Origin of the sequence: Pseudomonas guangdongensis (assembly GCF_900105885.1) — a bacterium.
Lineage (GTDB): Bacteria > Pseudomonadota > Gammaproteobacteria > Pseudomonadales > Pseudomonadaceae > Geopseudomonas > Geopseudomonas guangdongensis.
Map to the genome: position 1 here is coordinate 599,345 of NZ_LT629780.1, position 24,401 is coordinate 623,745.

The 24,401-nt window shown below is 67.2% G+C and carries 22 protein-coding genes; 7 read left to right on the forward strand and 15 right to left on the reverse strand.

The window, feature by feature from the left end; genetic code table 11:
- Positions 1–52: 52 nt before the first annotated feature.
- The 4 genes from argA to BLU22_RS02900 form a co-directional block, all read right to left on the reverse strand.
- On the reverse strand, positions 53–1,351 hold the full coding sequence (gene argA, locus BLU22_RS02885) for an amino-acid N-acetyltransferase (RefSeq protein ID WP_090211985.1): 1,299 nt from the start codon (positions 1,349–1,351) through the stop codon (positions 53–55).
- 215 nt (positions 1,352–1,566) lie between these two features.
- A complete protein-coding gene (argE, locus tag BLU22_RS02890) occupies positions 1,567–2,724 on the reverse strand; it encodes an acetylornithine deacetylase (protein ID WP_090211987.1) in 1,158 nt (385 codons plus the stop codon).
- A gap of 91 nt (positions 2,725–2,815) precedes the next feature.
- Positions 2,816–4,081 (reverse strand): inorganic phosphate transporter, encoded by a 1,266-nt coding sequence (locus BLU22_RS02895; protein ID WP_090211988.1) that lies wholly within the window; start codon positions 4,079–4,081, stop codon positions 2,816–2,818.
- 38 nt (positions 4,082–4,119) lie between these two features.
- A complete protein-coding gene (locus BLU22_RS02900; protein WP_090211990.1) occupies positions 4,120–4,797 on the reverse strand; it encodes a TIGR00153 family protein in 678 nt (225 codons plus the stop codon).
- 114 nt (positions 4,798–4,911) lie between these two features.
- Between BLU22_RS02900 and BLU22_RS02905 the strand changes: the two genes are divergently transcribed.
- Together BLU22_RS02905 and BLU22_RS02910 are read left to right on the forward strand one after the other, a co-directional pair.
- Positions 4,912–6,273, forward strand: a complete 1,362-nt coding sequence (locus BLU22_RS02905; protein WP_090211991.1) for a CYTH domain-containing protein — start codon at positions 4,912–4,914, stop codon at positions 6,271–6,273.
- Between the two features lie 163 nt (positions 6,274–6,436).
- Positions 6,437–8,218 carry a GspE/PulE family protein gene (locus BLU22_RS02910; RefSeq protein ID WP_090211993.1) on the forward strand — a complete coding sequence of 594 codons (1,782 nt, stop codon included), beginning with the start codon at positions 6,437–6,439 and terminating at the stop codon, positions 8,216–8,218.
- Between the two features lie 69 nt (positions 8,219–8,287).
- On the opposite strand, the gene BLU22_RS02915 is transcribed toward BLU22_RS02910, so the two are convergent.
- The 10 genes from BLU22_RS02915 to BLU22_RS02960 all read right to left on the reverse strand — a co-directional run bounded on the left by BLU22_RS02915 (position 8,288) and on the right by BLU22_RS02960 (position 17,045).
- On the reverse strand, positions 8,288–8,719 hold the full coding sequence (locus BLU22_RS02915) for a GlcG/HbpS family heme-binding protein (RefSeq protein ID WP_090211995.1): 432 nt from the start codon (positions 8,717–8,719) through the stop codon (positions 8,288–8,290).
- 39 nt (positions 8,720–8,758) lie between these two features.
- Positions 8,759–9,214 (reverse strand): homoprotocatechuate degradation operon regulator HpaR, encoded by a 456-nt coding sequence (gene hpaR, locus BLU22_RS02920; protein ID WP_090211997.1) that lies wholly within the window; start codon positions 9,212–9,214, stop codon positions 8,759–8,761.
- An 86-nt stretch (positions 9,215–9,300) separates the two neighbouring features.
- Positions 9,301–10,755, reverse strand: a complete 1,455-nt coding sequence (gene gabD / locus BLU22_RS02925) for an NADP-dependent succinate-semialdehyde dehydrogenase (RefSeq protein ID WP_090211999.1) — start codon at positions 10,753–10,755, stop codon at positions 9,301–9,303.
- A 22-nt stretch (positions 10,756–10,777) separates the two neighbouring features.
- The gene (gene hpaI / locus BLU22_RS02930) at positions 10,778–11,581 is read right to left on the reverse strand and encodes a 4-hydroxy-2-oxoheptanedioate aldolase (protein WP_090212000.1); all 804 of its coding nucleotides are present in this window, start codon (positions 11,579–11,581) and stop codon (positions 10,778–10,780) included.
- 128 nt (positions 11,582–11,709) lie between these two features.
- The gene (gene hpaH, locus BLU22_RS02935; protein ID WP_090212002.1) at positions 11,710–12,513 is read right to left on the reverse strand and encodes a 2-oxo-hept-4-ene-1,7-dioate hydratase; all 804 of its coding nucleotides are present in this window, start codon (positions 12,511–12,513) and stop codon (positions 11,710–11,712) included.
- Positions 12,514–12,520: 7 nt separating this feature from the next.
- Entirely contained in the window at positions 12,521–12,931 is a 411-nt protein-coding gene (locus BLU22_RS02940; protein ID WP_090212004.1) for a 5-carboxymethyl-2-hydroxymuconate Delta-isomerase, read from the reverse strand.
- A gap of 10 nt (positions 12,932–12,941) precedes the next feature.
- A complete protein-coding gene (hpaD, locus tag BLU22_RS02945) occupies positions 12,942–13,862 on the reverse strand; it encodes a 3,4-dihydroxyphenylacetate 2,3-dioxygenase (RefSeq protein WP_090212005.1) in 921 nt (306 codons plus the stop codon).
- Between the two features lie 171 nt (positions 13,863–14,033).
- Positions 14,034–15,494: a 5-carboxymethyl-2-hydroxymuconate semialdehyde dehydrogenase gene (gene hpaE / locus BLU22_RS02950; RefSeq protein WP_090212007.1), complete on the reverse strand. Its 1,461-nt coding sequence runs from the start codon at positions 15,492–15,494 to the stop codon at positions 14,034–14,036.
- Between the two features lie 10 nt (positions 15,495–15,504).
- Positions 15,505–16,284, reverse strand: a complete 780-nt coding sequence (locus tag BLU22_RS02955) for a fumarylacetoacetate hydrolase family protein (RefSeq protein WP_090212009.1) — start codon at positions 16,282–16,284, stop codon at positions 15,505–15,507.
- Positions 16,285–16,295: 11 nt separating this feature from the next.
- Entirely contained in the window at positions 16,296–17,045 is a 750-nt protein-coding gene (locus tag BLU22_RS02960) for a fumarylacetoacetate hydrolase family protein (RefSeq protein ID WP_090212011.1), read from the reverse strand.
- 201 nt (positions 17,046–17,246) lie between these two features.
- On the opposite strand from BLU22_RS02960, the gene hpaA reads away from it, so the two are divergent.
- On the forward strand, positions 17,247–18,152 hold the full coding sequence (gene hpaA, locus BLU22_RS02965; RefSeq protein WP_090212013.1) for a 4-hydroxyphenylacetate catabolism regulatory protein HpaA: 906 nt from the start codon (positions 17,247–17,249) through the stop codon (positions 18,150–18,152).
- A 55-nt stretch (positions 18,153–18,207) separates the two neighbouring features.
- Here hpaA and BLU22_RS02970 read toward each other — a convergent pair whose 3' ends face one another.
- Positions 18,208–19,512 carry an OprD family porin gene (locus tag BLU22_RS02970; RefSeq protein WP_090212015.1) on the reverse strand — a complete coding sequence of 435 codons (1,305 nt, stop codon included), beginning with the start codon at positions 19,510–19,512 and terminating at the stop codon, positions 18,208–18,210.
- Between the two features lie 641 nt (positions 19,513–20,153).
- On the opposite strand from BLU22_RS02970, the gene BLU22_RS02975 reads away from it, so the two are divergent.
- The 4 genes from BLU22_RS02975 (at position 20,154) to BLU22_RS02990 (ending at position 24,304) form a co-directional block, all read left to right on the forward strand.
- Entirely contained in the window at positions 20,154–21,176 is a 1,023-nt protein-coding gene (locus BLU22_RS02975; protein WP_090212016.1) for a TRAP transporter substrate-binding protein, read from the forward strand.
- 6 nt (positions 21,177–21,182) lie between these two features.
- The gene (locus tag BLU22_RS02980; protein ID WP_090212018.1) at positions 21,183–21,716 is read left to right on the forward strand and encodes a TRAP transporter small permease; all 534 of its coding nucleotides are present in this window, start codon (positions 21,183–21,185) and stop codon (positions 21,714–21,716) included.
- Positions 21,713–23,035 carry a TRAP transporter large permease gene (locus BLU22_RS02985; protein ID WP_090212019.1) on the forward strand — a complete coding sequence of 441 codons (1,323 nt, stop codon included), beginning with the start codon at positions 21,713–21,715 and terminating at the stop codon, positions 23,033–23,035. Before BLU22_RS02980 ends, BLU22_RS02985 begins: the two co-directional genes overlap by 4 nt.
- 66 nt (positions 23,036–23,101) lie before the next feature.
- On the forward strand, positions 23,102–24,304 hold the full coding sequence (locus BLU22_RS02990) for a Bcr/CflA family multidrug efflux MFS transporter (RefSeq protein ID WP_090212021.1): 1,203 nt from the start codon (positions 23,102–23,104) through the stop codon (positions 24,302–24,304).
- Positions 24,305–24,401: the final 97 nt, after the last annotated feature.

Below are 24,401 nucleotides of genomic sequence, written 5' to 3' on the forward strand. Positions count from 1 at the left end.
CCACAGACGACAAGGCCCATGCCAAGGCATGGGCCTTGTCGTATCCGCGCCCTTACAACGGCTTCTCGAACACCTTCGACTGGCGCTGGAAGTTGTACAGCGAGGCGCGTGCCGCCGGCAGGCGCTCGACGCTGCTGGCCTTGAAGCCGCGCTCCTGGAACCAGTGGGCGGTGCGCGTGGTAAGCACGAACAGGGTCTTCAGGCCCAGGGCGCGGGCGCGCTGTTCGATGCGTTCGAGCAGTTCGTCGCCGCGCCCGCCCTGGCGGTACTCCGGATGCACCGCCAGGCAGGCCAGTTCGCCCCAGTCCGAATCCGGCACCGGATACAGCGCGGCGCAGGCGATGATCAGGCCGTCGCGCTCGACGATGCTGAACTGGCCGATCTCGCGCTCCAGCACCTCGCGCGAGCGGCGCACCAGGATGCCCTGCTCCTCCAGCGGGCGGATCAGCTCCAGCAGGCCGCCGACGTCGTCGATGCCGGCCTCGCGCAACTGCTCGAACTGCTCCTGGGCCACCAGGGTGCCGGCGCCGTCGCGGGTGAACAGCTCGTTGAGCAGCGCGCCGTCCTCGACATAGCTGACGATGTGGCTGCGCCGCACGCCGCTGCGGCAGGCCTGCGCGGCGGCATCCAGCAGCTCGCCCTGGTAATCGCTGCCGAGGCGCGCCAGGTGCGCCGGCACCTGCGGCGGGCGCAGCTCGCGGACCAGCGCGCCGTGCTCGTCGAGCAGACCGCGCTCGGCGCCGAACAGGATCAGCTTTTCGGCATCCAGTTCGATGGCCGCGCGCATCGCCACGTCCTCGCAGGCCAGGTTGAAGATCTCGCCGGTCGGCGAGTAGCCCAGCGAGGACAGGAGGACGATGCGCCGCTCGTCGAGCAGGCGCTCGATGCCCTTGCGGTCGATGCGCCGCACCTCGCCGGTGTGCTGGTAGTCGACGCCGTCGACCACGCCGATCGGCCGCGCGGTGACCAGGTTGCCGCCGGCCACGCGCAGCCGCGCGCCCTGCATCGGCGAGGCGGCCATGTCCATCGACAGGCGAGCCTCGATGCCCAGGCGCAGGCCGCCGACCGCCTCGACCACGCATTCCAGGGTCGGCCCGTCGGTGACCCGTAGGCCGTGGTGGAAACGCGGCGCCAGGCCGCGGGCGGCCAGGCGCGCCTCGATCTGCGGGCGCGAGCCATGCACCAGCACCAGGCGCACGCCGAGGCTGTGCAGCAGCACCAGGTCGTGGACGATGTTGGCGAAGTTGGGGTGCGCGACGCCCTCGCCCGGCAGCATGACCACGAAGGTGCGGTCGCGGTGGGCATTGATGTAGGGCGAGGCGTGGCGCAGCCAGTTGACGTAGTCGTGCATGGGGGTGGCCTATGGGGTGTTCGTCTGAAGGTGCCGGTGCGCCGGCTGGCGATCCGTGCGCCGGCTGGCATCGTCAAGGTGCCGGGGTGGCGGGCAATCTGCGCCCAGGAGACGCCGTGAACCCGTCCATGGGGGCTTCACGGCGTCATCCATGACGCCGAGACTCCCGGGCGCAGACCGCCCCACCCTTCGAGTTCGTGGCATGGCGCCCGCCCCTACGCAGTCGTCTGGGCATCGAGGCAGTAGTGGCCGATCAGCTGGCGTAGCAGCTCGACGGTCGGCGCGATGCGCGCAAGGTCGAGGTACTCGTCCGGCTGGTGCGCGCAGGCGATGTCGCCGGGGCCGAGGACGATGGTCTCGCAGCCGAGCCGCTGCAGGTAGGGCGCCTCGGTGCCGAAAGCCACCGCCTCGGCCGCGCGCCCGGTGAGACGCTCGGCCAGGCGCACCAGCTCGCTGTCGGCGGCCTGTTCGAAGGGCGGCACGCCGGGGAAGATCGGTCCGTAGTCGATGCGCACGCCGCGCTGCTCGGCCAACGGCTGCAGTTTCGAACGGATCGCCGCGCGCAGCTGCTCGGGGTCCATGCCCGGCAGCGGGCGCAGGTCGAACTCCAGGGCGCACTGGCCGCAGATGCGGTTGGGGTTGTCGCCGCCGTGGATGCAGCCGAGGTTGAGGGTCGGCTGCGGCACGTTGAACAGCGGGTTGTTGAACTCCTGCTGCCACTGGCCGCGCAGGGCGAGCAGCTCGCCGATCGCCGCGTGCATGGCTTCCAGGGCGCTGCGCCCGAGCGTCGGATCGGAGGAGTGGCCGCTCTGCCCGAGGATATCGATGCGCTCCATCATCACCCCCTTGTGCAGGCGGATCGGCTTGAGGCCGGTCGGCTCGCCGATCACCGCGGCGCGGCCCAGCGGACGGCCGGCTTCGGCCAGCGCGCGGGCACCGCTCATCGAGCTTTCCTCGTCGCAGGTGGCGAGGATCAGCAGCGGCTGGCGGAACGGCCGGTCGAGCAGCGGCTGCACCGCCTCGATGATCAGCGGGAAGAACCCCTTCATGTCGCACACGCCCAGGCCGTACCAGCGGTCGTCGGCCTCGCGCAGGGCCAGTGGGTCGCTCTGCCACAGGGCGGGGTCGAAGGGCACGGTGTCGCTGTGCCCGGCCAGCACCAGACCGCCGGGGCCGGAGCCGTAGCTGGCCAGCAGGTTGGCCTTGCCGGGGGCGATGTCCTGGATCTCGCAGGCGAAGCCGAGGGTGTCGAGCCAGCTGGCCAGACGCTCGATCAGCGGACGGTTGGGCAGGTCCAGCGCCGGCTGGGTGCAGCTGACCGACGGCAGGGCGATCAGTTCGGCGAACTGCTGTTTGAGACTGGGGATGGGCATGACGGCACTCCGCAGGAAGTGCCGTGCATGATAGGCCGCGCGGGGCGAGGGGGAAACCGCCGCGCCTGCCGAAACAGGCGCGGCGGCCGGGTCAGACGAAGATCGCCTGGAGGATGGTGAAGAAGATGATCGCCAGGATCGCGCCGGCCGGCAGGGTGACCACCCAGGACATGAAGATCCGTCCGATCACGCCGAGGTTCAGCGCGCCGATGCCGCGCGCCAGGCCGATGCCCAGCACCGCGCCGACCAGGGTGTGGGTGGTGGACACCGGCAGGCCGATGGCCGAAGCGCCGACCACGGTGGAGGCGGTAGCCAGCTCGGCGGCGAAGCCGCGGCTGGGGGTCAGTTCGGTGATTTCCTTGCCGATGGTGGCGATCACCTTGTAGCCGTAGGTGGCCAGGCCGATGACGATGCCGATGGCGCCGAGCAGCAGCACCCAGCCCGGCACCGCCGACTTGGCGGCGATGTCCGCGGCGCCGCCGGATTCGATCACCCCGACGATGCCGGCCAGCGGGCCGACCGCGTTGGCCACGTCGTTGGCGCCGTGGGCGAAGGCCATCGAGCAGGCGGTGAACACCATCAGCACGGCGAACACCTTCTCCACGCTGGCGTAGTGGAAGGTCTTGTCCGCCTCGGTATCCACCTGGATGCGACTGAGGATGGCGATACCCAGCAGCATCACCAGCACGCCGATGCCGACCGCCAGGAGGATGCCCTGGCCGCTGGAGAGGTGCAGGCCGACGTGCTTGAGGCCCTTGGTCACGGTCATCAGCGCGACCATGAAGCCGGTGAGGAACATGTACAGCGGCACGAAGCGCTTGGCGTTGCGGAACGGCTCGTCGGTGTCGATGATCAGCTTCTGCACGCTCATGAACAGGCCGAAGGCGACCAGGCCGGAGAGGAACGGGGTGATCACCCAGCTGGCGACGATCGGGCCGATGGCGTCCCAGTGCACCGCATCCATGGATACGCCGACCGCGGCGAAGCCGATCACCGCACCGATGATCGAGTGGGTGGTGGATACCGGCCAGCCCTTGGCGGTGGCCACCATCAGCCAGGTGCCGGCCGCCAGCAGCGCCGACATCATGCCCAGCACCATCAGGTCGGGGGAGATGACCTCGGCGTCGACGATGCCGTTCTTGATGGTCTCGGTCACTTCGCCGCCGGCCAGGTAGGCGCCGCAGAACTCGAAGACCATGGCGATCAGGATCGCCTGCTTGATGGTCAGCGCGCGCGAGCCGACCGAGGTGCCCATGGCGTTGGCCACGTCGTTGGCGCCCACACCCCAGGCCATGAAGAAGCCGAACAGGCAGGCGAGTACGAGGAGTACGAGGCCGTAATCCGTAATAAGAGACATAGAAGGTTTCTCGTTGATCCCAGACGAAATGCCGGCACTCAGCGCGCCAGCAGTTGCTCCAGACGGTTGCCGACTCGTTCGGCACGATCCGCTACGTCACCGATCCACTCGATGATCTGGTAGAGGAACATCACGTCCACTGGCGGCAGATCCTTCTCCAGCTTGAACAGGGTACGACGTACCTCGACCTGGATGCGGTCGGTGTCGCGCTCGATGATTTCCAGCTCCTCGACCATGTTCTCCACCAGGGTGACCTCGCGGCCGCCGAAGCCGGTTTCGAGCAGTTCGTCGAGTTCGTTCATCGCCTTCAGCGCCTGGGCGCTGGCGTCCACGGTGCGCTGCACATAAGCCAGCATCAGCGGCTGCAGCGACGGCGGGATGCACATCTGGCGGCCCAGCATCAGGCCGGCGATGTCCTTGGCACGGTTGGCGACTTTGTCCTGTACACTCAGCAGCTCCAGCAGATCCGAGCGCGGCACCGGCAGGAACAGGCTTTTCGGCAGGTGAATGCGCACGCTCTTCTTGAGCTTGTCGGCTTCCTGCTCCAGTCGCGACATCTCCTGCTGAATCTGCTCCACCCGCTGCCAGTCCTCGGCGATGATGGCCTGGAAGAACGGCAGGAGATTCGCAGCACATTCGTGTGCCTTGGCAATGTGCTGCTGCATCGGCCCGATGGGCGAGCGCCCGAACAGGCTGACGAAGGGATTGATCGGCATGGGGTAAAACCCTGTTGAAAGGAGCACCGATTATAAATCTGCCCCCGCTGGACGCACCAGCACGCATTCATCTTCCCGTAATACTCGATTGACAAGGGTCAGGTCTCGCCAGTCATGGTCAAAGAAACCGAAATCAAGCTGCGCGCCAGCCGCGCCACCCTCGCCGCCCTGCGCGAGCACCCGCTGCTGAAGAAGCGCAACAAGAGCGGCTGGCAACACTGCGAGCTGCTCAACCAGTACTACGACACCGCCGAGCGCGACCTGGCCCGCGCCCGTGTCGCCCTGCGCCTGCGCCGCGACGGCGAGCAGTACATCCAGACCCTGAAGAGCCGCGGGCAGAGCGTCGCCGGGCTGTCCGAGCGCAACGAGTGGGACTGGTACCTGGACAAGGCCAAGCTGGACCTGAAAAAACTGACCGACGAATGCTGGCCGGCCGAACTGGCCGGGCTCGACAAGAAGACCCTCAAGCCGCTGTTCACCACCGACTTCGCCCGCGACAAGGCCGAGATCGCCTGGGGCCGCGGCAAGGCCAAGGTGGTGATCGAGGCAGCGCTGGACATGGGCAAGGTGATCGCCGGCCAGCAGGAGGAGGAAATCTGCGAGCTGGAGCTGGAGCTGCGCGAGGGCGAGCCCGCCGCGCTGCTGGAGCTGGCCATCGAGCTGGCCTCGACCCTGGCGCTGATGCCCTGCGACATCAGCAAGGCCGAACGCGGCTACCGCCTGTTCGACCCGAACAGCTACAGCGTCGGCCTGCCGGAGCCGGTGCTGAGCGCCGGCATGAGCCTGGACGACACCTTCGCCGCGCTGGCCTGGCAGCTGCTCGGCAACAGCCAGCGCCTGGCCGAGCAGTACCGCTTCAACGGCCACTGGAAGCTGCTCGAACAGTGGCTGCAACAGCTCATCGACCTGCGCGCCCTGCTCGGCAGCCTCGGTCAGGCCGCGCCGCGCGCCAGCTCGCGCGAGCTGCGCGAGGCCCTCGACGCCCTGCTCGGCGACTGGCGCCCGCGCCTGCTGGCCGGGCAGCACGACGACGCCGCGCGCCAGGCCGCGCCGGCGCAGTTCGCCGCCGAGCTGACGGATACCCGCTGGGGCCTGTTCTCCCTGCGCACCTCGCGCTGGCTGCTGACCCGCGGCTGGACCGAGCAGCGCAACAGCCGCGGCGAACGCGCCGGCGCCGCGGCCATCGAGCGCTGGCTGCCGCGCCTGCTCAACGAGGAGATCGCCGCCCTGCCGCTGGAGCGCTACCAGCGCCAGCCCTACGACCTGCCCGAGCAGTTGCCGCGCCTGGAGCGCATGCTGGTCTGGCTGCGCCTGGCCCGCGGCGTGCTGGAGATCCCCGAGGCCGACCGCCTGTACGGCGAGCTGAGCAAGCTGCTCGACCTGGCGCTGCAGAGCGCCGACGACAGCGTGCTGCAGGAGCGCGCCGAGCAGGTGCAGCGGGTGTGGATGCTCAAGGGCTGGAAGGCTCTGAAGTAAGCGCGCCACCGGCCTCACTGCGCCCCCACGCTCCGGCGTGGGGGCGCAGGCCCGGGCCCTCCGCATCCGACATGGGCGGCACGCCGAAACTTGATCCACCCCGCCGACAGACGGCGCGCTTCCCGGCATTCTGGCGCCCTGCTCCGCTCGCCGGGAACGCCCCATGACCGCCTTCACCCCGCCCCACCGCGACCGCCCGCTCGACCTGCGCGAACTGCTCCGTGCCCTGGTTGCCGAGGGCCGTCTGCACGACGCCGACGCCGAGCGCTGCCTGGCCCTGCGCCACAGCCGGGACGCCGCCCAGCACCCGCTGGAACTGATCGCCGCCCAGCAGCTCGACGACCGCGCCCGCCCCGGCCAGCCCCTCGACCTGGAGGCCCTCACCCAGTGGCTGGCGGCCTTCGCCGGGCAGCCCTACCTGCGCATCGACCCGTTGAAGATCGACGCCGCCGCGCTGACCCCGCTGATGTCCCACGCCTTCGCCCAGCGCCACGGCATCCTCGCCGTGGCGCTCGACGAGCAGGGCCTGACGGTGGCCAGCGCGCAGCCCTTCGTGCGCGGCTGGGAGGCCGACCTGGCCCAGGTGCTGCGCCGGCCGATCCGCCGCGTGGTGGCCAATCCCGCCGAGATCCGGCGCTTCATCGCCGAGTTCCACCGGCTGGCGCGCTCGGTCAGCGGCGCATCGGGCGGCGGGGCGAAGACGCCGGGCAGCGGCAACTTCGAGCAGCTGCTCGACCTCGGCGCCCAGGACGGCAGCGCCGATGCCAACGACGCCCATGTGGTCTCCATCGTCGACTGGCTGTTCCACTACGCCTTCCAGCAGCGCGCCAGCGACATCCACATCGAACCGCGCCGCGAGCAGGCCACGGTGCGCTTTCGCATCGACGGGGTGCTGCACAACGTCTACCAGTTTCCGCCGCCGGTCGGCATGGCGGTGATCAGCCGCCTCAAGTCCCTCGGCCGCATGAACGTGGCGGAAAAGCGCAAGCCGCAGGACGGCCGGGTCAAGACCCGCACCCCGGAGGGCAGCGAGATCGAGCTGCGTCTGTCGACCCTGCCCACTGCCTTCGGCGAGAAACTGGTGATGCGCATCTTCGACCCCGAGGTGCTGCTGCAGAGCTTCGAGCGGCTCGGCTTCGCCGCCGACGACCTGCGCCGCTGGCAGGCGATGACCGGCCAGCCCCACGGCATCGTGCTGGTCACCGGGCCCACCGGCTCGGGCAAGACCACCACCCTGTACACCACCCTCAAGCAGCTGGCCGGCGAGGCGGTCAACGTCTGCACCATCGAGGACCCGATCGAGATGATCGAGCCGGCGTTCAACCAGATGCAGGTGCAGCACCACATCGAGCTGACCTTCGCCGGCGGCCTGCGCGCGCTGATGCGCCAGGACCCGGACATCATCATGGTCGGCGAGATCCGCGACCTGGAGACCGCCGAGATGGCCATCCAGGCGGCGCTGACCGGCCACCTGGTGCTCTCCACCCTGCACACCAACGACGCCCCCGGCGCCATCGCCCGGCTGCTGGAGCTGGGCGTGCCCCACTACCTGCTCAAGGCCACCCTGCTCGGCGTGATGGCCCAGCGCCTGGTGCGTACCCTCTGCCCGCACTGCAAGGCGCCGGCCGCCCTGGATGCCGACACCTGGCAGGCGCTGACCCGGCCGTGGAGCGCGCCGCTACCGGAGCACGCAATGCACGCGGTCGGCTGCGACGAATGCCGCGGCACCGGCTATCGCGGCCGCGCCGGGGTCTACGAGGTGCTGCCGCTGAGCGAGTCGCTGAAAGCGCTGATCCAGGCCGACACCGACCTCGCCGCGCTGCGCCGCCAGGCGCTGCGCGAAGGCATGCGCAGCCTGCGCCTGTCGGGCGCGCAGAAGATCGCCGCCGGGCTGACCAGCGTGGAGGAAGTGCTGCGGGTGACCCCGCAGGGCGAGGCGCCCTAGCGGCAGGGCGGGAAGCTCGCGCCGCGATCCGCCAGCGGACAGCGGCAGCGCCGGCGGATCGACGCGGAATTATGGCCGCAGCGCGGCGAGGATCGCCGCCACCCCGGCGCGCGCGCACTGCTCGTCCTGGGCCGCCGAGGCGCCGGAAACGCCGATCGCGCCGACCGTGGCGCCATCCACCTGCACCGGCTCGCCGCCGCCGAACAGCACCATGCGCGGACGCAGGGCCAGGCCCTCGCGCACACTGGCCGGGGCCTGGGCCAGACGGGCTTCCCACTGGCCGGTGGACAGGCCGAAGCTGGCCGCGGTGTAGGCCTTGTCGAGGGCGATGTCGCGGCTCAGCGCCGGCGCGCCGTCCATGTGCGCCAGGTGCAGCAGCTGGCCGGCGGCGTCGACCATCGACACGCTGACCCGCACGCCCAGCGCGCGGGCCTCGGCCAGCACCGCCGGCATCGCCAGCAGGGCCAGATCCAGGGACAGGGACGGCTGGTTGCGCAGCATCGGATACCTCGCGAAGGGTTGTCTGTCGGTGATCGCGGCTCAGGCGCTCTTGCGCCCGGACGGCGCGCCGGGTTCGACCTTGGCCAGTTCGAGCAGCAGGCGCATCAGGGTCTGGAAGTTGTCCGGGCCGAACTGGCGCTGGATTTCCTTGTACTGGCGGGCCATCTCGTCGCTCATTTCCTCGAACAGCTCGGCGCCCTTGCGGGTCAGGCTGACGCACAGGCGGCGCTGGTCGCTGGCCGGCTTCCAGCGGCGCACCAGACCGTCGCGCTCCAGACGCATCAGCACGCCGGTCATGCTCGGGCGCAGGATGCAGGCCATTTCCGCCAGCTGGTGGCTCTCCAGCTCGTCGTTGGGGTGCTGGCTGAGGATGCGGATGACCCGCCACTGCTGCTCGGTCAGCTCGTACTGGTTGAGCAGCGGGCGGAAGAAGCTCATCGCCGCTTCGCGGGCCTGCAGCAGGGCCAGGGTCAGGGAGGGTTCGGGCTTGTGCATGGATTGGGCTTTCATCTCTACGAAAACGCACGACGCCACCCCGGTCGGGGTGGCGTCATGTTTTAACACAGCCGGGGAAGCGGCATTCAGCTGCCGATGCCCAGACACATGTACTTCAGTTCCAGGTAGTCGTCGATGCCGTACTTCGAACCTTCGCGGCCGGTACCGGACTCCTTGATGCCGCCGAACGGGGCGATCTCGGTGGAGATGATACCCTCGTTGACCCCCACCATGCCGTATTCCAGCGCCTCGCTGACGCGCCAGGCGCGGCCCAGGTCGCGGGTGTACAGGTAGGAGGCCAGACCGAACTCGGTGTCGTTGGCCATGGCGATGGCTTCGGCCTCGGTCTTGAAGCGGAAGATCGGCGCCAGCGGGCCGAAGGTCTCGTCGCGCGCCACCAGCATCGCCGGAGTCACCTCGCCGAGCACGGTCGGCTCGAAGAAGCTGCCGCCCAGGGCGTGGGGCTTGCCGCCGGCCAGCACCTTGGCGCCCTTGGCCACCGCGTCGTCGATGTGCTCCTGGATCTTCAGCACCGCCTTGGCGTTGATCAGCGGGCCCTGCTCGGCGCCGGCTTCATGGGCCGGGGCGACCTTGAGGGCGTTGACCGCGGCCACCAGACGCTTGGCGAACTCGTCGTAGACGCCGTCCTGGACCAGGATGCGGTTGGTGCAGACGCAGGTCTGGCCGCTGTTGCGGTACTTGGAGGCCATGGCGCCGGCCACTGCGGCGTCCAGATCGGCGTCGTCGAAGACGATGAACGGCGCGTTGCCGCCCAGCTCCATGCTGACCTTTTTCATGGTGTCGGCGCACTGCGCCATCAGCAGCTTGCCGATGCCGGTGGAGCCGGTGAAGGACAGCTTGCGCACCACCGGGTTGCGGGTCAGCTCGCCGCCGATGGCGCGGGCGTCGCCGGTGACCACGTTGACCACGCCGGCCGGGATGCCGGCGCGGCTGGCCAGTTCGGCCAGGGCCAGCGCCGACAGCGGGGTTTCCGAGGCCGGCTTGATGACGATGGTGCAGCCGGCGGCCAGCGCCGGGCCGGCCTTGCGGGTGATCATCGCATTGGGGAAGTTCCACGGGGTGATCGCGGCGACCACGCCGATCGGCTGCTTGATCACCACCAGGCGGCGGCCCTGCTTGTCGTGGGGGATCACGTCGCCGTAGACGCGCTTGGCTTCCTCGGCGAACCACTCGATGAAGCTGGCGCCGTAGGCGATCTCGCCGCGGCTCTCGGCCAGCGGCTTGCCCTGTTCCCAGCTGAGCAGGCGGGCCAGGTCTTCCTGGTTGGCCATCATCAGCTCGAACCACTTGCGCAGCAGCGCCGAGCGCTCCTTGGCGGTCTTGGCGCGCCAGGCCGGCAGGGCGGCCTCGGCGGCGGCCACGGCGCGGGCGGTTTCGGCGGTGCCGAGGGCGGCGACGGAGCAGATCGGCGACAGGTCGGCCGGGTTGGTCACCGCGAAGGTGGCGCCGTTGTCGGCGTCGACCCACTGGCCGTCGATGAAGGCCTGGGTGCGCAGCAGGGTGCTATCGGTCAGTTGCATGGCGAACTCTCTCGAAAGGAAATCAGTAGACGCTGCTGCCGGGAGCGGCCGGCGCCGGAGCCGCACCCTTGAAGGTGGCGGCGAGGGTCTTCAGCGAACGCATCAGCAGGCTGGTGTCGACGCCCACGGCGACGAAGGCGCAGCCCAGTTCCAGGTAGCGGCGGGCCAGCTTCTCGTCGGCCGACAGGATGCCGGCGGCCTTGCCGGCGGCGCGGATGCGCGCGATGGCGTCCTCGATGGCCGCCTGGACTTCCGGGTGGCCGGGATTGCCGCGATGGCCCATGGCCGCCGACAGGTCGGCCGGACCGATGAACACGCCGTCGACGCCCTCGACCGCGGCGATGGCGTCGAGGTTCTCCAGGCCCTTGAGGCTTTCCACCTGGACCAGCAGGCACATCTGCTCGTCGGCCTCGGCCAGGTAGGTGGCGATGTTGTTCCAGCGCGAGGCGCGCGCCAGGGCGGCGCCGACGCCGCGGATGCCCTTGGGCGGGTAGTGCATGGCGCGCACCAGCTCGGCGGCCTGCTCGGCCGACTCGACCATCGGCACCAGCAGGGTCTGCGCGCCGATGTCGAGCAGCTGCTTGATCAGCACCGCATCGCCGATCGGCGGACGCACGATGGGATGGCCGGGATAGGCCGCCACCGCCTGCAGCTGGCCGAGCAGCGCGCGCAGGTCGTTGGGCGCGTGTTCGGCGTCCAGCAGCAGCCAGTCGAAGCCGGCGTTGGCGGCCAGTTCGGCGCAGTACGGGTCGGCCAGGCCGACCCACAGGCCGATCTGCTGCTCGGCTTTCAGGCGCTGCTTGAAGGTGTTGATCGGTAACTGCATGTAGGACTCCCGGTATGGAGGAAAACCGGCGCGGCGGCCTGGGTCACCGGCCGGGCAGGCTGCCGGCCGGCGGCGGGCAGGGCCTGCGGCCGTCTGCCCAAGGTACAGCATAGGTCTGGCCCGCGGGCTCAGACGAAGCGGCAGGAGATCGAGCCGAGCATGTCGTAGTCGACATGGAAGGTGTCGCCGGCCTTGGCCGCCACCGGGCGGGTGAAGGAACCGCCGAGGATGATCTGCCCCGGCTCCAGGCTCACGCCGTAGGGCGCCAGCTTGTTGGCCAGCCAGGCCACCCCCTTGGCCGGGTGGTTGAGCACCGCGGCGGACACGCCCGATTCCTCGATCACGCCGTTGCGGTAGAGGATCGCCGGCACGCGGCGCAGGTCGACGTCGTGCGGGCGGATGGCGCGGCCACCGAGCACGATGCCGGCGTTGGCGGCGTTGTCGGAGATGGTGTCGAACACCTTGCGGGTGATGCCGGTTTCCGGGTCGACGTTGTGGATGCGCGCGTCGATGATCTCCAGCGCCGGGATCACGTACTCGGTGGCGTCCAGCACGTCGAAGATGGTGCAGTTCGGGCCCTTCAGCGGCTTGCCGAGGATGAACGCCAGTTCGACTTCCACGCGCGGCACGATGAAGCGACTCATCGGGATATCCGAGCCTTCCTCGAACTGCATGTCGTCGAGCAGCACGCCGTGGTCCGGCTCGGTGATGTTGGAGGACACCTGCATGGCGCGCGAGGTCAGGCCGATCTTGTGGCCGATCATCTTGCGCCCGCCGGCGATCTTCTTCTCGACCCAGGCGCGCTGGATGGCGTAGGCGTCGGCGATGGTCATGTCCGGGTTCTCCAGGGAGAACTGGCGGATCTGCTCGCCGGTGCGCTCGGCGACGTCGAGGCGCTCGGCGGCTTGCTGGATCAGTTGGGCGTCAAACATGGAAACCTCAGGAATTCTTGGTGAACAGGGGGTGCAGGCTGCTGTGCTTGGCGTCGAAGACCTGGTTGCGGCTTTCGTCGATCTGCAGGGTCACGCCGACCGGGCGCTGGGCCAGCAGGCCGTCGAGGCGTGCGCGCAGCACCGCCAGCAGGCTGTCGCCGACCTGCTGGTGCACCGCCGCGCTGCGCCCGTTGCCCATGCGCAGGTTGGCGTAGAAGAAGCCGTAGTCGCCCTTGCCGTCGGCGATCGCCGCATGCGCGGCCGGGTAGGCCAGCACGCGGGTGCCGCCGGTGGGGAACACCGCACGGCCCTGCTCGTCGCGCTGTTCGAGCATGCAGTCGGCCAGTTCGCGGCACAGGCCGGCGACGTCGACGTCGCGCTCGATGTCGGGGCTGTAGTAGAGAACCAGATGGGGCATGGTGCGTTCCTTACAGGCGGCTGGCGGCGATGAAGTCCGGGTTGGAGGCCTGCGCCGCCGGAATGGTCGAGCCGTCCTGCGGGGTGACCGGGAAGATGGCGTTGATCTGGCCGGTGCCGGAGGAGCCGAAGTACGGGGTGACCACTTCGGCCTTGCCGTCGTACTTGGACCAGCCGAGGGCGCCGAGCAGCATCGCGGTGTCGTGCATGAAGCCTTCGCCGTGACCCTTGACCGCGTACTCCGGCAGCATGGCGCAGAAGGTTTCCCACTCGCCCTGCTCCCACATCTGCACCACACGGTGGTCGAGGTCCTCGAGGAACGGGCTCCACACCTTGGTGGCGAAGTCCGGCGCGGTGCCGTTCTGGGCGAAGCGGTGCGACAGCGAGCCGCTGGCGAGGAAGGCCACGGTGCCGTCGTAGTGCTCTTCCACGGCCTTGCGCATGGCCCAGCCCAGGCGCGCGCTGTCGGCCAGGTAGTGGGAGGTGCACAGCGCCGACACCGAGATCACCTTGAAGCGCTGGTCGGTGTTCATGTAGCGCATCGGCACCAGGGTGCCGTACTCCGGGCCGAGGGTGGTGGCGTCGTGGGCCATGGTCTCCACGCCCAGACGGTTGGCTTCCTCGGCCAGCAGGCGACCCAGCTCCGGGTTGCCCGGGAACTCGTACTCCATGTTGCTGATGAAGTGCGGCAGCTCGTTGCTGGTGTACACGCCCTTGAAGTGCGGCGCGCAGTTGATGTGGTAGTTGGCGTTGACCAGCCAGTGGGTATCGAACACCACGATGGTGTCCACGTTCAGCTCGCGGCAGCGGCGGGCGATTTCCAGGTGACCGTCGATGGCCGCCTGGCGGAAGCCATGGCGCGGGCCGGGCAGCTCGGACAGGTACATGGAGGGAACGTGGGTGATCTTGGCGGCCAGAGCGAGTTTGCCCATGACGATTCTCCAGTTGGCCGGCACGCGCGGCGCACGCGGCGAAGATACGGATAGGGCGCGGCTGGCGCTGCGCCCGGACCCCCTCTCCCGGGGGAAAGGGTCGGGGAGGCGCAGGCCGCAGGCCCACGCCTCCCCCAGGGCTCTCCCGCGTCCGGGAGAGGGGCACCGGCCTTACACGCCCCAGCGCGGGATGTGGTGGCTGCCCATGGAGATGCACACGTTCTTGATCTCGGCGAAGACCTCGAAGCTGTACTCGCCGCCTTCGCGACCGGTACCCGAGCCCTTCACGCCGCCGAACGGCTGACGCAGGTCGCGCACGTTCTGGCTGTTGATGAACACCATGCCGGCCTCGATGCCACGGGCCAGGCGGTGGGCCTTGCCGATGTCCTGGGTCCAGATGTAGGAGGCCAGGCCGTACTCGGTGTCGTTGGCCAGACGCAGCGCTTCGGCCTCGTCCTTGAACTTCATCAGGCACACCACCGGGCCGAAGATCTCTTCCTGGGCGATGCGCATGCGGTTGTCGACGTCGGCGAACACGGTCGGCTGGATGAACTGACCCTTGGCCAGGTGCGCCGGCAGGTTGGCCGGACGCTCGAGGCCACCGGCGAGCAGGGTGGCGCCCTCTTCCATGCCGATCTTGATGTAGCCGGTCACCTTGTCGTAGTGCGCCTGGGTGATCATCGAGCCGACCTGGGTCTTCGGATCCTGCGGATCGCCGACGATCAGACGCTTGGCGCGGGCGGCGAACTCGGCGACGAACTTGTCGTAGACGGTTTCCTGGATGAAGATCCGCGAGCCTGCGGTGCAACGCTCGCCGTTCAGCGAGAAGATGGTGAACAGCGCGGCGTCGAGGGCGCGATCCAGATCGGCGTCGTCGAAGATCAGCACCGGCGACTTGCCGCCCAGTTCCATCGAGTACTTCTTCAGGCCGGCGGTTTCCATGATCTTCTTGCCGGTGGCGGTGCCGCCGGTGAAGGAGATGGCACGCACGTCCGGGTGACGAACAAGGGCGTCGCCGGCGGTGGCGCCGTAGCCCTGCACCACGTTGAGCACGCCAGCCGGGATGCCGGCTTCCAGGGCCAGGCGGCCCAGCTCGTTGGCGGTCAGCGGCGACAGCTCGGACATTTTCAGCACCGCGGTGTTGCCCAGCGCCAGGCACGGCGCGGTCTTCCAGGTGGCGGTCATGAACGGCACGTTCCACGGCGACACCAGGCCGCAGACACCCACCGGCTGGTACAGGGTGTAGTTGAGCATCTGGTCGTCCACCGGGTAGGTGTGACCGTTCATGTTGGTGCAGACTTCGGCGAAGAACTCGAAGTTGTGCGAGGCACGCGGGATCAGCACGTTCTTGGTCTGGTGGATCGGCAGGCCGGTGTCCAGGGTTTCCAGCTCGGCCAGCTTGGGCACGTTCTGGTCGATCAGCTCACCCAGCTTGCGCATCAGGCGGGCGCGTTCCTTGGCCGGGGTGTTGGCCCACTTCGGGAAGGCTTCCTTGGCCGCGGCCACGGCCTGGGCGATTTCCTCGGCGCCGCCGCTGGCCACTTCGCAGATCACTTCGCCGGTAGCCGGGTTCAGGTTCTCGAAGACTTGTTTGCTCTCGACCTCGCGGCCGTTGATCCAATGCTTGATCATTGCTTAACCCTCACTTGGCTACTGCGGCATTCTTGGCAGCGAAGAAATCGGCTTCGCTGACGATGGTGTTGACCAGGCGACCGACGCCCTCCACTTCGACGACCACTTCGTCGCCCGGAACCACGTCGGCCAGGCCTTCCGGGGTGCCGGTGGCAATCATGTCGCCCGGCTGCAGGGTCATGAAGGCGGACAGGTATTCGATCAGGAACGGGATGTCGAAGATCATGTCCGCAGTGGTGCCTTCCTGGCGCAGCTCGCCGTTGATCCAGGTGCGCAGCTTGAGGTTCTGCGGATCGGCGATCTGGCTGCGGTCGATGATGTACGGGCCGACCGGAGTGGTGCAGTCGCGGTTCTTCACCCGCAGGTTCGGCCGGTAGTAGTTCTCCAGGTAGTCGCGGATGGCGTAGTCGTTGCAAACGGTGTAGCCGGCGACGTAGTCCAGGGCGTCCTCGCGCTTGACGTTGCGCGCGGTCTTGCCGATCACCGCCACCAGCTCGCACTCGTAGTGCATGTAGGCGACGTTATCCGGACGCCAGGTGATCTGGCGGTGGCCGGTGTAGGTGTTCGGCGCCTTGATGAACACCAGCGGCTCGGTCGGCGCCTTGAACGCCAGCTCGGCGGCGTGGTCGGCGTAGTTAAGACCGAGGGCGAACATGCTGCCGGTGGCCGGCGGCAGCCACTCGACCTGATCCTCGGCCAGCAGGGTGCCATCGGCCAGACGGACGGCGTTGGCGTCCTCGACGGTGACGTTGTGGACTTCGCCCTGGTAACGGATGCGTGCGTGTTTCATGTTCCGGCTCCTTATTCCGCGACCACGGTGTTGCTGAGGCGGCCAAGGCCGGCGATTTCGACTTCAACCTTGTCGCCGACAGCGATGTCGACGCGGCCTTCCGGCACGCCGGTGATGATCAGGTCGCCCGGCTCGAAGGTCATGAACTGGCTGAGGAAGCTGATCAGCTCGGGAATGGAGCGCACGAAGTTGGCGGTGCTGTTCTGCTGGCGGACTTCGCCGTTGACCAGCAGCCTGATCTCCAGCGCGTGCGGATCTTTGATGTCGGCGGCATCGACGACGACCGGGCCGACCGGGCAGAAGGTGTCGCGGCACTTGGCCTTGACCGCCGGGCGGTAGAAGCTGACTTCCGGCAGGGTGACCTCGTTGACCGCGGTGTAGCCGCCGACGTAGTCCATGGCCTCTGCCTCGGAAACGCGGCTGGCGCGCTTGCCGATCACCACGCCCAGCGCCGGACCGGCCTGGATGGCGTCGACGCCGGCCGGGAAGACGATGTTGCCCTCGTGACCGACCACTGTGTTCGGGGTCTTGATGTACAGCACCGGGGTCTTCGGCGGGGTCTTGTACGGGTCCTGGTTGAACTCGGCAATCTTGCTGTCCAGCAGACCTTGGTAGTTCAGCGCGATGCCGAACACGGTGCCGCTGAACGGGGCTTTCCAGGCGTCAGGCTTGACGACCTGGCCATTCACGAGCGCTTGACCCTTGTCGTCAACCGTCGCCTCGAGGACCTTGCCGTCCACTTCAATCATCGCTCGGCGCATGCCAGCTTTTCTCCACAGACCAATGGGATGAATCCGGAACCTGCCCAGCAGGACACGGCGATCACCGTAACCGAACGTCGACGACCCCGGTTAACATGTGAACTTTATAGTTAACATGTTAATCGTGGTCAAGCCTTTCCTCGCCGATTCCTGATCGCGAGGTATCATTCAGACTAGTTCGGCCCTGTGGAGAGACCAGCGATGCGCGGCAACGAGCCGATCCCGAACATCAATATCGGCCAGGTCTACGACCAGCGGTACGCCGACGAGGACGTCCACTATGAGGCACTGGGCAAGCTGGCCGACTTTTTCGGCCACAACATGCCGGTGCATCGGCACGACCGCTTCTTCCAGCTGCACTACCTGACGCGGGGCGCGGTCAGGGTCTATCTCGACGACCAGCAGTACAGCGAGAGCGCCCCACTGTTCTTCCTGACCCCGCCGACCATCCCGCACGCTTTCGTCACCCACCCGGACAGCGAAGGCCATGTGCTGACGGTGCGCCAGCAACTGGTCTGGCCGCTGCTGGAGGCCCACCGCAGCCAGTCGGGCGAACCGCGTCTGGTATCGCCCACCTGCGTAGCGCTGGGCGCACCCGACGCCCGGCATGCCAGCGAGGTGGAACACCTCGACCGCCTGTTCGCGATGCTCGCCGACGAGTTCGGCCAGCAGCTGCCCGCGCGCAACGCCAGCCTGCAGGCACTGACCCAGCTGATCTTCATCGCCCTGCTGCGCCTGTCCGCCGAGCCGGTGAAGAACCAGCACGTGCGCCACGACAACCTGCAGATCTTCCACCGCTTCAACGCACTGATCGAGGACCGCTACCGCGAACACTGGCCCCTGTCGCGCTATGCCGAAGCGATGGGCGTCACCGAGGCACGCCTCAACGACATCTGCCGGCGCATCGCCGACCTGCCGTCCAAACGCCTGGTCCACGAGCGCCTGATGCAGGAAGCGCGACGCCTACTACTATTCACTGCCGGCTCGGTCAACGAAATCGGCTACCAGCTCGGCTTCAAGGATCCGGCCTACTTCACCCGCTTCTTCAGCCGCGAGGCCGGCATGACACCCAGCGAGTACCGCCTGCGCGAAAGCGCCCGCGCCTGAGAATCGCACCCACGAAAAAGCCCGCCGGGGCGCGGCGGGCTTTTTTAGCGACTGCTTAGAGCAGCGGCAGGGTGTAGCTGACGATCAGACGGTTTTCGTCGACGTCGCGACCAATATGCGACTCGGTACGATAGGTCACGTTACGCACATGGAAACGCAGCCCCTTGAGAGTGCCCTCCTGCAGGGTATAGACGATATCGGTATCGCGCTCCCATTCCTGACCACCATTCTTGCCGCCAGCGGCGATGTTGGTGCCGTCGACATAACGAGTCATAAAGGTCAGACCTGGAATACCCAGCGAGGCGAAGTCGTAATCGTAACGAACCTGCCAAGCATCAGTCTCTTCTTTGGTGAAGATGTTATAAGTCACCAAGTTGATACTGTAGGGATCCGCGCCAGCAACCATCGGGAATGCTCCATCACCCGACAGGTCTTGGAACCCCAAACCAAATTTGTGCGCCCCGACACCCAGAGTGAACATGCCCTGATACATGTCATTATCAACCTGAGACGGATTGCGCCCCTGGTCTTTGGACTTGAAGTAGCGCAGGTCACTAGTAAGGCTCATACCCTCGCCCAGCGGCAGCTTATGTACCAGACCAGTAAAGTGCTGCTTGTAGACGTTGTCGTAATCGCCGTAGTAGTAGCTTGCAGTCAGCTGCGGGCTGAAGGCGTAAGCGCCACCAGCAAAGTCAAAGTTTTCGGTATGGACATTTGCATTGACATCAGGAAACTCCTGATTATTGCTGGAGTCACGCAGATTGAACTCGGTCAAACGCCCAGCGTGGAGTGTCAGACCATCCACCTCTTGGGAAGTGATCATACCGCCGGTGTAGGTGCCCGGCAGCAAGCGGGTATTATTGTACTGCACGACCGGCAGGGTCGGCATCAATGTGCCGATGTGCAGGGTCGACTTGGATACACGTACCTTACCCGTCAGACCAAGCTCACTGTAATCGCCAACCGGGTCACCATTGCGCTCCAGCGGCGACATGCCGATGCCACCGCTGGCACCACCACCGTTAATACCATCAACCCGCCCCTTGCCGGAGTCAAGACGGACACCAAGCAGACCGATAGCATCAACGCCCACACCTACGGTGCCTTCGGTGAAACCGGACTCAAACTTGGCAATGAAGCCTTGCCCCCAGTACTCACCATAGGACTGGAATTCGTTATCGAAAGCACGGCGAGTGGTAGAAGTCGCCTCATCACGATAATCACGGTTCAGATACATGTTGCGCAGTTCGAGGCTCGCCTTGCTGTCTTCGACCAGAGCGGCCTGGGACACGGCAGGGACGGCCATAGCGGCAGCGAGAATGCTCAAAGCCAGTTTCGAGCGCTGAGAAATTTTGCTCATTGTTGTTCTGTCTCCACGGGGACTTTTTTCTTCTTCGACGTTCACCCGCCAGCCGGCAGCAGGCCGACGAGCGGCCGTTGTTCTAGCACTGGACTAACATGTTAACAACGGCTTTTTTGCCTTGCGTGCTGATCCTTTTCGGTTTTTCAGCCCGCGCAACATGCCGGAAAAAACGGCGCATGGGAAGCTTCGGGGCCAATTCTGGCAAATCGAAAGGCTGCCTACTGCCCTCCCATGGGATGGGTTGACAGCCCGAAACGATTGTCACACCATCGCCAGCGTTAACTTGTTAACAAACGGCATCCAAGCCTCGGCAACCGCCTCATCGCGGATGGCGGCAGGGGCAGGGTTTGCCGCGCGCGTAACAGGTCCGGGCGCGCCTTGTAGCCCATCGTTGTGCCTGTCCCGGGTTGCCGCTGCCGCGGCGAAACCCGCATGGCAGGCAGTGCGCGTACGCCTCGGCTATGCTGGGCGTACGTTTGCCGGGACGATGTCGCGCACGCCCGGGCATGTCCCGTCTAGGTACCCGAACCACTCGTTACCCGGAGCCGTAAGCGTTCATCCGACAGCTTGCAGAAATTGCGTGCAAGCCTTCGATTAACATGTTACCAATCCAGGTACAACAATAACGGGAGTCTCTCATGAGAACCTTGAAACTCGCTGCCCTTGCCGTATCCATCGGTTTCGCTGCCGCCGCCCAGGCCGCCGACAGCTACACCCTGAAAGTCGCGCACTTCCTGCCGTCCACCTCCAACGCCCAGGCCAACATCATCGAGCCGTGGTGCGAGACCCTGCGTCAGGAGTCCAACGACCGCATCAAGTGCCAGCTCTACCCGTCGATGCAGCTGGGCGGTACCCCGGCCAAGCTGGCCGACATGGCGCGCACCGGTGTGGCAGACGTCGTCTGGACCGCCCCGGCCTACTCCGCCGGCAAGTTCCCGCGCGTCGAGGCCCTCGAACTGCCGTTCATCCTGCCGCCCGGCGCCAAGGCCGGCAACGAGATCATCTGGAGCTTCTACGAGAAGTACGCCAAGGACGATTTCAAGGACTACAAGGTACTGGTCGTGCATGGCGACGGCGGCATGGAGCTGCACACCCGCGGCAAGCAGGTCAAGAGCCTCGACGACATGCAGGGCCTGAAGATCCGCGCCTCCAGCCGCACCGCCGCCAAGAGCCTCGAAGCCCTCGGCGCCACCCCGGTGAGCATGCCGCCGGCGCAGATGACCGAAGCCATCTCCAAGGGCGTGGTCGACGGCGCGCTGGCCTCCTGGGAAGTGGTTCCGGCCACCAAGCTGGATGAAGTCACCCAATACCACAGCACCATCCCGGCCGGCGAAACCGCTCTCGGCTACACCGTGCTGACCATGCTGATGAACCAGAAGAAGTTCGACGGCATGCCCAAGGATCTGCAGGAAATCATCGAGCGCAACAGCGGCAAGGCCCTGCTCGACCGCTTCTCCACTGCCTGGGAAAAGGCTCTGGACGGCGCGCGCGCAGCCACTCCGGCCGAAGGCCTGGTGGCCATCGACGCCGCCGCCTACAAGGGCATGCAGAATGCTGCAGCCGGCGTAGCCGACGCATGGGTCAAGGAAGTCAGCGCTAAAGGAATCGACGGCCAGGCGCTCGTCGACGGCGCACGCAACCTCACCTCCGCCTCCCGGTAATCCTCCATGAACGAGTCGCTATCCTTTGGGAGCGACCAGCTGGCTGAGCGCGGCGCCTACCGCCGCGCTCTCCACTACACCGCCCAGGGCTTCGCCCTGGCCGGTGGTCTGGTCCTGATCGCCCTCATCAACATGTCGCTGATCTCCATCATCGGCCGCAAGCTGTTCTCCGCCCCGATCCGCGGCGATATCGAGCTGATGGAAATCGGTGCGTCCATCGCCATCGCCGCCTTCCTGCCGATGTGCGAGCTGCGCGGCATGCACATCAAGGTCGACACCTTCACCATGAAGCTGTCGCCATGCATCCAGCGCGCCCTGGACACCCTCGGCCACACCCTGTGCCTGCTCGCCGCGCTGATCCTCGCCTGGCGTACCGGCCTGCAGCTGTTCGACAACATGGAGTACGGCGACGTCTCCACCCTGCTGTCGATCCCCATGTGGATTCCGCTGGTCTTCATCGTGCCCAGCCTGGTGCTGCTGGCGCTGTGCTCGCTGGCCCGCATTACCGACCTCTTCCATCGTTCCGGAGGCCACGCATGAGCGGCTTGAGTCTCGGCCTGATCGCGCTGGCCATCACCCTGACCCTGCTGGCCCTGCGCGTGCATATCGGCATCACCATGCTGATCGGCGGCGCCGCCTGCTTCTGGGCAGTCAACGACGGCGACCTGTCCTCGCTGTTGTTCACCCTCAACAACCTCGCCTATTCGCGCCTGTCCAACTACGACCTGGCGGTGATCCCGCTGTTCGTGCTGATGGGCCAGTTCGCCACCCACGGCGGCCTGTCACGGGCGATCTTCCGCTGCGCGGCGGCCTTCATCGGCCACTGGAAAGGCGGCCTGGGCATGTCGGCGATCGGCGCCTGCGCCGGCTTCGGCGCGATCTGCGGCTCCTCGCTGGCCACTGCGGCAACCATGAGCCACGTGGCCCTGCCCGAACTGCGCCGCTACAACTACTCCGGTCGTCTGGCCACCGCTACCGTGGCAGCCGGCGGTACCCTGGGCATCCTGATCCCGCCGTCGGTACCGCTGATCATCTACGCGGTGCTGACCCAGGAATCCATCGCCAAGCTGTTCGTCGCTGCGGTGATTCCCGGCATCCTCGCGGTGCTTGGCTACATGGTGGTGCTGCGCATCATGGTCGCCCGCGAAGGCGGCCACGATCACGAACAGCAGAAGGCCAGCACGGCCGAGCGGATCAAGGCGTTCGTCAACGTGCTGCCGGTGATCGGCGTGTTCATGGTGGTGATCGTCGGCATCTACGGCGGCTGGTCCAACCCCACCGAGGCGGCCTCCATCGGCGCCGCGGCCTGCGGCATCCTCGCGGTGATCCAGGGCGGCATGCGCTGGGACGGCATCCGCACCAGCCTGCTCGGCACCGCGGAAACCACCGCGATGATCTTCCTCGTGCTGCTCGGCGCCGACCTGCTCAATTCCGGCCTGGCGCTGACCCAGATGCCCAACGAGCTGGCCGAGTGGGTGAAGAACAGCGGCCTGGCGCCAATGCTGGTGCTGTTCGCCATCCTCATCCTCTACCTGCTGCTCGGCTGCGTGATGGACTCGCTGGCGATGATCCTGCTGACCATCCCGATCTTCTACCCGGTGATCATGGGCCTGGACTTCTTCGGCCTGGACCCGTCCGAGAAGTCGATCTGGTTCGGCATCCTCGCCCTGATGGTGGTGGAGATCGGCCTGGTGACGCCGCCGCTGGGGATGAACCTGTTCATCGTCCAGCGCGCCGCCGGCAACGTGCCGCTGGCGGAAACCGCCAAGGGCGTTATCCCGTTCATCGCCTCGGACATCCTGCGCATCATCGTGCTGGCGCTGTTCCCCGCCATCAGTCTGTGCCTGCTCAGTCTGTAAACTGCACCTCCAAGGCCGCCTTCGGGCGGCCTTGTTCTTTTCACCCGGCATCCACCTGGAGGGCCCATGTCCAGCGTCGTCGCCAAACCCCACCGCCTGATCGTCCTGCTCGCCGCGCTGGTGGCCTTCGGCCCCCTGTCCATCGACATGTACCTGCCGAGCCTGCCGCTGATCGCCCAGGATCTCGGCGCCCCCGAGGCGCAGATCCAGCTGACCATCAGCGTATTCCTCGCCGGCCTGTGCGCCGGCATGCTGCTCTACGGACCGCTGTCCGACCGCTTCGGCCGCCGCCGCCTGCTGCTCGGCGGCATCGCCCTGTACCTGGTCGCCACCGTCGGCTGCATCCTCGCCAGCAAGGCCGAACAACTGGTGTTCTGGCGGCTGTTCCAGGCCCTCGGTGGCGCCGGCGCCTCGGTGCTGGCGCGCGCCATCGTCCGCGACCTGTTCCCCCTCAACGACGCCGCGCGCGTCCTGTCGCTGATGCACCTGGTGACCATGATCGCCACCCTGATCGCCCCGCTGCTGGGCAGCTGGCTGATGATGTTCGACGGCTGGCGGGCGATCTTCGTCGCCCTGCTGGCCTTCGCCGGCGTCTGCCTGCTGGCCAGCGCCTGGAAGATCCCCGAGACCCACCCGGCCGACGCTCGCGGCGCCTCGGTGGCTGCGGTATTTCGCGCCTACGGGCAGATCGCCCTGCAACCCCAAGCCCTCGGCTACATCCTCTGCATGGGCCTGTCGTTCGGCGGCATGTTCGCCTTCATCACCGCCTCGCCGTTCGTCTACATCGAACACTTCGGCGTCTCGCCGCAGGGCTATGCCTGGCTGTTCAGCCTGAACATCGGCGGCATCATCGTCGCCACCCTGCTCAACGCACGCCTGGTCACCCGCCTCGGCACCCAGCGCATGCTGGTCTGCGGCGCCAGCATCGCCGCCCTCTCCGGTATCGCCCTCGCCCTGCTCGGCGGCAGCGGCACCGGCGGCCTGCCGGCGGTGGTGATCTGCCTGCTGTTCTACGTCAGCGTCACCGGCCTGCTCGGCGCCAACAGCGTCGCCAGTCTGCTGTCGCGCTACCCGAAACAGGCCGGCGCCGCCGCCGGCCTCGCCGTCGCCGGCCAGTTCGGCCTCGGCACCGCCTGCAGCGCCCTGGTCGGCGCCCTGCACGATGGCAGCCCGCTGCCGATGAGCCTACTGATCGGCGTGACAGGTGTCGGCTGCCTGCTGGCCCTGCTCCTCACTCGCCAGGGCCGGCCGGCCGCTAGCGCGCAGTAAGGAAATTGAAACTGGCATGTCATATGCATTGCGTATACTGCGCCAGTTTCGGGGGCCACGGTACAAGGCAGGTCGTGGATTCCCCCTTTTAATCGCC

Coding starts and splice junctions, on each gene's coding strand:
- BLU22_RS02900 (WP_090211990.1), bottom strand. CDS start 4,797: ATGCCGATCAATCCCTTCGTCAGCCTGTTCGGGCGCTCGCCCATCGGG.
- hpaE (WP_090212007.1), bottom strand. CDS start 15,494: ATGATCAAGCATTGGATCAACGGCCGCGAGGTCGAGAGCAAACAAGTC.
- BLU22_RS02975 (WP_090212016.1), top strand. CDS start 20,154: ATGAGAACCTTGAAACTCGCTGCCCTTGCCGTATCCATCGGTTTCGCT.
- hpaD (WP_090212005.1), bottom strand. CDS start 13,862: ATGGGCAAACTCGCTCTGGCCGCCAAGATCACCCACGTTCCCTCCATG.
- argA (WP_090211985.1), bottom strand. CDS start 1,351: ATGCACGACTACGTCAACTGGCTGCGCCACGCCTCGCCCTACATCAAT.
- BLU22_RS02980 (WP_090212018.1), top strand. CDS start 21,183: ATGAACGAGTCGCTATCCTTTGGGAGCGACCAGCTGGCTGAGCGCGGC.
- BLU22_RS02970 (WP_090212015.1), bottom strand. CDS start 19,512: ATGAGCAAAATTTCTCAGCGCTCGAAACTGGCTTTGAGCATTCTCGCT.
- BLU22_RS02905 (WP_090211991.1), top strand. CDS start 4,912: ATGGTCAAAGAAACCGAAATCAAGCTGCGCGCCAGCCGCGCCACCCTC.
- hpaA (WP_090212013.1), top strand. CDS start 17,247: ATGCGCGGCAACGAGCCGATCCCGAACATCAATATCGGCCAGGTCTAC.
- BLU22_RS02910 (WP_090211993.1), top strand. CDS start 6,437: ATGACCGCCTTCACCCCGCCCCACCGCGACCGCCCGCTCGACCTGCGC.
- hpaH (WP_090212002.1), bottom strand. CDS start 12,513: ATGTTTGACGCCCAACTGATCCAGCAAGCCGCCGAGCGCCTCGACGTC.
- hpaI (WP_090212000.1), bottom strand. CDS start 11,581: ATGCAGTTACCGATCAACACCTTCAAGCAGCGCCTGAAAGCCGAGCAG.
- BLU22_RS02895 (WP_090211988.1), bottom strand. CDS start 4,081: ATGTCTCTTATTACGGATTACGGCCTCGTACTCCTCGTACTCGCCTGC.
- BLU22_RS02955 (WP_090212009.1), bottom strand. CDS start 16,284: ATGAAACACGCACGCATCCGTTACCAGGGCGAAGTCCACAACGTCACC.
- BLU22_RS02985 (WP_090212019.1), top strand. CDS start 21,713: ATGAGCGGCTTGAGTCTCGGCCTGATCGCGCTGGCCATCACCCTGACC.
- gabD (WP_090211999.1), bottom strand. CDS start 10,755: ATGCAACTGACCGATAGCACCCTGCTGCGCACCCAGGCCTTCATCGAC.
- BLU22_RS02990 (WP_090212021.1), top strand. CDS start 23,102: ATGTCCAGCGTCGTCGCCAAACCCCACCGCCTGATCGTCCTGCTCGCC.
- argE (WP_090211987.1), bottom strand. CDS start 2,724: ATGCCCATCCCCAGTCTCAAACAGCAGTTCGCCGAACTGATCGCCCTG.
- hpaR (WP_090211997.1), bottom strand. CDS start 9,214: ATGCACAAGCCCGAACCCTCCCTGACCCTGGCCCTGCTGCAGGCCCGC.
- BLU22_RS02940 (WP_090212004.1), bottom strand. CDS start 12,931: ATGCCCCATCTGGTTCTCTACTACAGCCCCGACATCGAGCGCGACGTC.
- BLU22_RS02960 (WP_090212011.1), bottom strand. CDS start 17,045: ATGCGCCGAGCGATGATTGAAGTGGACGGCAAGGTCCTCGAGGCGACG.
- BLU22_RS02915 (WP_090211995.1), bottom strand. CDS start 8,719: ATGCTGCGCAACCAGCCGTCCCTGTCCCTGGATCTGGCCCTGCTGGCG.